8 protein-coding genes are annotated in these 6,750 nt (G+C 63.0%); 6 read left to right on the forward strand and 2 right to left on the reverse strand.

Annotated features, from left to right (window positions below; all coding sequences use genetic code 11):
* Nucleotides 1–791: 791 nt before the first annotated feature.
* From VNH11_02285 to VNH11_02300, 4 genes are all read left to right on the forward strand, one after another.
* Nucleotides 792–1,592, forward strand: a complete 801-nt coding sequence (locus VNH11_02285; GenBank protein HVA45189.1) for a serine/threonine-protein kinase — start codon at nucleotides 792–794, stop codon at nucleotides 1,590–1,592.
* Nucleotides 1,593–1,790, forward strand: a complete 198-nt coding sequence (locus VNH11_02290; protein ID HVA45190.1) for a hypothetical protein — start codon at nucleotides 1,593–1,595, stop codon at nucleotides 1,788–1,790.
* Between the two features lie 203 nt (nucleotides 1,791–1,993).
* The gene (locus VNH11_02295; GenBank protein HVA45191.1) at nucleotides 1,994–2,356 is read left to right on the forward strand and encodes a nucleotidyltransferase domain-containing protein; all 363 of its coding nucleotides are present in this window, start codon (nucleotides 1,994–1,996) and stop codon (nucleotides 2,354–2,356) included.
* Nucleotides 2,319–2,708, forward strand: a complete 390-nt coding sequence (locus VNH11_02300; GenBank protein HVA45192.1) for a HEPN domain-containing protein — start codon at nucleotides 2,319–2,321, stop codon at nucleotides 2,706–2,708. The genes VNH11_02295 and VNH11_02300 overlap by 38 nt, the downstream gene beginning before the upstream one ends.
* 6 nt (nucleotides 2,709–2,714) lie before the next feature.
* Here the strand turns inward: VNH11_02300 and VNH11_02305 are convergent, their stop codons facing one another.
* Entirely contained in the window at nucleotides 2,715–3,140 is a 426-nt protein-coding gene (locus VNH11_02305; GenBank protein HVA45193.1) for a type II toxin-antitoxin system VapC family toxin, read from the reverse strand.
* Nucleotides 3,137–3,358 (reverse strand): hypothetical protein, encoded by a 222-nt coding sequence (locus VNH11_02310; GenBank protein ID HVA45194.1) that lies wholly within the window; start codon nucleotides 3,356–3,358, stop codon nucleotides 3,137–3,139. The genes VNH11_02305 and VNH11_02310 overlap by 4 nt, the downstream gene beginning before the upstream one ends.
* A 131-nt stretch (nucleotides 3,359–3,489) precedes the next feature.
* On the opposite strand from VNH11_02310, the gene VNH11_02315 reads away from it, so the two are divergent.
* On the forward strand, nucleotides 3,490–5,898 hold the full coding sequence (locus VNH11_02315; GenBank protein HVA45195.1) for a protein kinase: 2,409 nt from the start codon (nucleotides 3,490–3,492) through the stop codon (nucleotides 5,896–5,898).
* 54 nt (nucleotides 5,899–5,952) lie between these two features.
* A partial coding sequence (locus VNH11_02320) for an asparagine synthetase B (protein ID HVA45196.1) occupies nucleotides 5,953–6,750 on the forward strand: 798 nt, incomplete at its 3' end.

The following is a 6,750-nucleotide window of genomic DNA, read 5'->3' on the forward strand; positions in this document are numbered from 1 at the left end:
GAGAGAGCCGGCTTCGCGGTCGAATTCGAGCGAAACGACGCCTTCACAACAACCAAGCGAGGCGTCGTCGCAACCGGCCTCGTAGAGTCGGTTGGCCAGCTCTTCGCTGACATCGTCCAGCCCCTCAAGGATTACCGTAAAGGCAAAAGTGGCGACTGCGACAGTCATAGGCTTCACCATGTTAATGAGGGCACATGTCCACCGCACGGCGTATGCGCCGCGCGTGCTCGATCGGACGCTTCGGCGTCGAGTAAACCGACCTTTTGCAGCCGCCGCGGCTCGCCGCCGAACAGAACAGGATGCCCCACGCGTGGCCGCCCGAGATCCGCACCGTCCAGCCGTGCTTCTCGGCATAGGCAACCGCGGCCTCAACGTCTTTATCGGGGTGCCGCGGTCTGGCCATCAACCAATTGTAGTCAAGCTCCCATGAATGGCCAAGGAAACCCGCAACGCGGCAGGAGCGTTTTGTCCAACCGATGCTTGAACGCCGCGCCCGCCGTGGCATAATGGCAGCGTCAAAGCCGCAAGGCACCGCGAACGAGCCGAATGACCCATGAAAACCTGCCCGGCCTGCTCCGCCGAAAACAACGCTGACAGCAAGTTCTGCGCGGCCTGCGGCGGCGTGCTCGCGCCGGGGCCGGAGGCCACGGTCGATCATAACCCTTCGTCCGCTCATGGCCGGTTCCTGCCGGGAACCAAAATCGCCGGCCGCTATCGCATCGTGTCCCTCGCCGGCCGGGGCGGCATGGGTGAGGTCTATCGCGCCGATTGCCTTGAAGCTCGGTCATCCGGTGGCGCTCAAATTCCTGCCGCCCGGCGTCGCCGAGAGTTCGCGGCGCTTTCAGTTATTTGTGAGCGAGGTGCGCTTGAGCCGGCAGCTCGCGCATCCCAACGTTTGCCGGGTCTATGACATCGACGAGGTGGAGGGCCAGCACTTTCTGTCGATGGAGTTTATCGACGGCGAGGACCTGAAAGGTTTGCTGCACCGCATCGGGCGTTTGCCCAGGGACAAGGGCCTCGAGATTGCCCAGCAGCTTTGCGCGGGTCTGGCGGCGGCCCACGAGAAGGGCGTGTTGCACCGCGATCTGAAGCCGGCCAACGTCATGATCGATGGCCGGGGCCAGGCGCGCATCACCGACTTCGGCCTCGCACGCCTGGAGGACAGTGCCAGTGGCGTCGGCGAGATTGCCGGCACGCCGGCCTACATGGCGTCGCGAACAATTGTCGGCCCCTGGCCGGCCTTGAGAAGGTCTTTGGCTTGGTTCTTGAGCTGGTGGGCTCGGTTCGTTCCGTCAACACAGAATCGCCTTGAACGCTTGGCGTCCAGTTTATCAAGTCTGGTGCTTTTGAGAAGCTCTTGGGCCGCTGCCAGTGCCCACCAGCCCTGCGAAGAGATTGGAAAAGCAGCCATGACCGGTATACTGAAAAAGAGCACAATTTCGCGCCAGCCGCATCGGAGGTGGCCGCGGGAAATTCTACGCTCAACCTTGGCGAAGCCGTGCCGAAAACCGAAGTCACGACGATCCCAAGGGCATTTGTGGTGGGTGCGGGAGCTGTCACGCCGCGTCGCGCATACGTTGCGGAGTCAATAATTGGACTTCTCCCCTTTTCCCCGTCTGGTGATTCAGGCGCTGCGTGAACTGGGCCAGGAGCACGTGACACGAGAGCGGCGAGACCACTTGAAGCGGACGCTTCCAGCCGACGAGCGGCGGGAACTGCTCAACGACCTGCGGCTTGCACCGGCCTGGATGCACCCGATTTTCCGGGAACTCGCCGAGGAGAACGCATGAAGCTCGGCTTCACGACCCATCGTCGCAGCCGGCGCGATTCGAGTATCTCAAACGCTCGGTGAACCGGCCGGCTTCGACGAAATTCTTGCGACGCTGGCAGGGCTGGAACGCCGCATCAATCAAGCCGGCTGGCCATTCAGCGGCTTTCCGACTTGAAGCGATTCTGCTACACACGGGACATCGGCGGATGATATAACAGCAACATGGGAAAGAAAACCGCCCGCCCCTGGCGAATTACCCGCACCGCCATCGCCAAGCTGGCGCGGCAGATCGCGGAGCGCTTTCAGCCTGACAGGATTATCCTGTTCGGCTCGCATGCTTACGGCGAACCGGACGACGATAGCGATGTGGACCTGCTCGTGATCATGCCGGCCAAGAACATGGTCAACCAGGCCGCCAAGATTCGTTTGGCCCTCGATTATGATTTTCCGCTAGACCTCATCGTGCGCACGCCTGAGTACCTTCAAGAGCGATTGAAGATGGATGATTGGTTCGTACGCGAAATCCTCAGCCGGGGAGAAGTCCTATATGAAAAAGGCCACACGCGAATGGATGCGAAAGGCTGAATCCGACTATCGCGTCGCCAAAGAGATCGCCAGCATGAAGCCGATGCCCACCGATGAGGTCTGCCTTCATTGCCAACAAGCGGCGGAGAAGTTTCTCAAGGCTTTGCTGCAGGAGTTGGCTGTCGCCTTCTCCAAAACGCACAATCTTGAAGCCCTCGGAAAGTCACTATCCCTCACCATGCGTCCTTGGTGCGAGAGCGTCTGGGAACCAGGGGCCTCGCTCCGGGTGTCCCGGGGCGGCGGCTGGTACAGCGACTCCGGGCTCTGCCGCGCGGCGTTCCGCTTCAGGTTCACGCCGGTCATCCGGTTCAACTTCCTCGGCTTTCGGCTTGCCCGAGTTCCCCTCCGGTAGCAAGCCTCACGGCAGTGTCGCCAGCGGCACAATGAACGGGAAGCGCGGCATGAGATTATTGATGGACTTCTGGTCAGCCGTGACCAACTGACACCCCTCGCGCTCAGCCAGCGCCACGTAGAGGCAATCGTAATATGCGCTCCGGGTCCATGAGGAGATTTCGATGGCCCGGGCGATCAGGGACGCATGCGGGATCAGGACGGGGTGACTGTTCATCACCTTGGCATAAAGTGGGATTGCCTCCCCGACGGCGATGTCTTTTTGCCGCTCCGCCTTTGTCAGGGCGCCGGCCACCTCATCGATGAAGACGGACGGGGCGACCAGTTCATGGATTTGCCGCTGGTATTCAACGCGCAGCCGGTCGGCTTTCGGCGTGAGTGGACGGGGAATGACCCAGCAGATCGCGACGGAGACGTCAAGGACGTACTTCATGCGTCGTCATCGTCATGCAACAATGCCTGGAACCGGTCGTCGTCCATGACGCCGCGGCTACGGCGGATCTCCTCCGTGATCCGGTCGGCGCGCTCGTCGATCCGGCGGGACGTTTCGGGATCCACCGGGGTGCCGTCGATGATCCGCTTCATCACGGCGTCCAGGTCTGCCAGAACCTGCGGGTCGATGCCCGTGGATTGGGTCTCGGTGTTGCTCATGCCGATATTGTCATTGGACCTGGGATTCTGTGTCAAGGACAGTGCGTAAGAGTTCAAACACGACACGCTGGTGGTATTGCGAAACCGCTCTGCTAAAATCACTTCATGCTCGGAATCGTTGCGCTTAACCTATGAAAACCTGCCCGGCCTGCTCCGCCGAAAACAATGCTGACAGCAAGTTCTGCTCGGCCTGCCGCGGCGTGCTCGTGGCGGGGCCGGAGGCCACGGTCGATCACAACCCTGCGAAGAACGACCCGGATTCGTCCGCTCATGGCCGGTTCCTGCCGGGAACGAGAATCGCCGGCCGCTATCGCATCGTGTCGCTCGCCGGCCGGGGCGGCATGGGTGAGGTCTATCGGGCCGATGACTTGAAACTAGGTCATCCGGTGGCGCTCAAGTTCCTGCCGCGCGGCGTCGCCGAGAGTTCCAGGCGCTTTCAGTTATTTGTGAGCGAGGTGCGCTTGAGCCGGCAGCTCGCGCATCCCAACGTTTGCCGGGTCTATGACATCGACGAGGTGGAGGGCCAGCACTTTCTGTCGATGGAGTACATCGACGGCGAGGACCTGAAAGGTTTGCTGCGCCGCATCGGGCGTTTGCCCGGAGACAAGGGCCTTGAGATTGCCCAACAGCTTTGCGCGGGTCTGGCGGCGGCCCACGAGAAGGGGGTGTTGCACCGCGACCTGAAGCCGGCCAACGTCATGATCGATGGCCGCGGCCAGGCGCGCATCACCGACTTCGGACTGGCACGCCTGGAGGACAGCGCCAGTGGCATCGGCGAGATTGCCGGCACGCCAGCCTACATGGCGCCCGAACAGTTGGCGCGCGGCGAGACGACGATCCAGAGCGACCTCTACTCGCTGGGGCTGATCCTCTACGAAGCGTTCACGGGCCAACCGGCGCACCAGAGCGGCTCGATCGACCAGTTGCATCGAGCGCACGCGGCATCGTCGCCGCGCCCTCCGGCCGAACTGGTGGCCGACCTCGACCCGGCCGTCGAACGCGCGATCCTGCACTCCCTGCAAAAAGACCCCCGCCAGCGTCCCGCTTCCGCGCGGGCTGTGGCCGATGCGCTGGTTGCACGCGAAATCCCATCGCCAGCATCGTCGCCGCCCGAATCAACACCCCAAGGCAAGCCGTCGTTGGCCGTCCTGCCGTTCGTGAACATGAACGCCGACCACGAGAACGAGTTTCTCAGCGACGGCATCACCGAGGACCTGATCATGGCCCTCTCGCGGGTGAAAGACCTGCGCGTGCCGGCACGCACGTCGTCGTTCGCCTTCAAGGGCAAGAACGAAGACATCCGGCGCATTGGGCAGTTGCTCAACGTAGAGACGGTGCTCGAAGGCAGCGTGCGCAAGTCGGGCAACCGCCAGCGCGTGACCGCCCAACACGTGAAGGTGCGCGACGGCTTTCATCTCTGGAGCGAGCGCTACGACCGCGAGATGAAAGACGTGTTCGATATCCAGGACGACATCAGCCGCGCCATCGTCGCCGCGCTCGAGGTGCAGTTGGGCGGCCAGGCCGACGCGAAACTCGTGCGGCCGCAGACCGCCAGCATGGAGGCTTACGAGCTCTATGTCAAAGGCCGCGGTCATTGGAACCAACGCGGCCTCGGGCTCAAGAAGGGCCTGTATTATTTCGAGCTGGCTCTGCTGGAAGATCCCAACTACGCGCTGGCCTGGAGCGGCCTGGCCGATGCCTACTTCCTGCTCGGTTTTTATGATTTCCTGCCGATTCGCGAGGCTGTTGCCAAAGCGAAGACCGCGGCGGAGAACGCGGTCGCTTTGGACGACCATTCCGCCGAGGCCCACTGTTCACTCGGCGTCGTGCTTTTCTGGTGCGACTGGAACTGGAACGGGTCCGAACAGCACTTGCTGAAGGCCCTGGAATTGAATTCGAACTACACTCTGGCCCGCTACTGGTATGGGTGGCATCTGACCCATACGGGACGTGACCAGGAATCCATCGCCCAGAATCGACGTGCCGTGGATGGCGACCCGCTCTCCAGAGCAGCCCACACATTCCTCGGCTTTTCGTTTAACTCGCTGAAATGGTTCGCCGAGGCAGTTCCGCCACTGCGCCGCGCTCTGGAACTCGACCCGAATTTTGCCTTCAGTCACCAGCAGTTGGGCCGGGCATACTGGTTCTTGGGAGATCGCGAGGCGGCGCTCGTGGAATTGCACCGGGCCGTTGAGGTTTCCGGACGCTTGCCCTTGTTCTTAGCCGCACTGGGCCAGGCGCTGGCGCTCTCCGGGCAGGTAGCCCAAGCGCGGCAGATTCAACGCGAGCTGGCCGAGCGCACAATTCCAGCCCCCACACGTCCGTATTGGCTGTATCATCTCCATGCCGGCCTGGGAGAAAATGACCTGGCCTTCGCCGCCCTGGAACAGGCGTTGATCGAGCGTGAGCCCTTCCTGGCGTGGTGCCCGATTCGGCGCAGCCACATGGAGCTCATGAGCTTGGAATCGGACCCGCGCTGGCCGGTGTTCATCGAGAAAGTGAAAGCAGCCATGCAGGCCGGTGGCAGAGCGACGATTTGAGAGACCCACATCGGAGCAACCGAGCAGCCCTTTTCTCGTGAGCGGAGGTTCGCAATGTGCGGCATCGTGGGAATGTTTTCGCCGACGGGTGCGGTCGGCTCTGAAGAGTTGCATCGCGCCACCCAACGGCTGACCCACCGGGGTCCGGATGGTCAACGCACCTGGATGGACCCCGACCATCGCGTCGGGCTGGGCCACGCGCGGCTGAGCATCATCGACCTGGCGAGCGGGGACCAGCCGATCGGCAGTGAGGACGGGCGCCTGCAGATCGTCGTCAACGGTGAGTTCTACGACTTCGAGCGCATCCAGGACGAGCTGACCCGGCGCGGCCATCGGCTCCAGACCCGGTCGGACAGCGAGATCGCCCTGCACCTGTACGAAGAGCTCGGCACCGGCTGCCTGGAGCAGCTCCGCGGCGAGTTCGCCTTCATCCTCTGGGACGTTCGCACGGAGCAGCTCCTCGCCGCGCGGGACCGATTCGGGATCAAGCCGTTGTATTACGCCTGGCGTGGTGACGTGCTGGTCCTCGCCTCGGAGGCCAAGGCGCTGTTCGCGGCGGGCATCCCGGCCGAATGGGACCGCCACAGCGTCTTCCGCGCCGTCCACCACCATACGCCGCCCCAGGACCGCACGCTCTTCGACGGCGTGCGTCAGGTTCCGCCGGGGCACTACCTGATCGCCTCGGCCGGTGAGGTCCGGCTGGTCCGCTACTGGGATTTCGACTATCCGACGACCGACCGGGCCGGACCGCGGCGGCCGGATGCCGAGCACGTCGAAGAGTTCAGGCGGGCGCTCGATGAGGCGGTCCGCCTCCGGCTCCGCGCCGATGTGCCCGTCGGCTGCTACCTCAGC

This window comes from Pirellulales bacterium (genome assembly GCA_035533075.1).
Lineage (GTDB): Bacteria > Planctomycetota > Planctomycetia > Pirellulales > JAICIG01 > DASSFG01.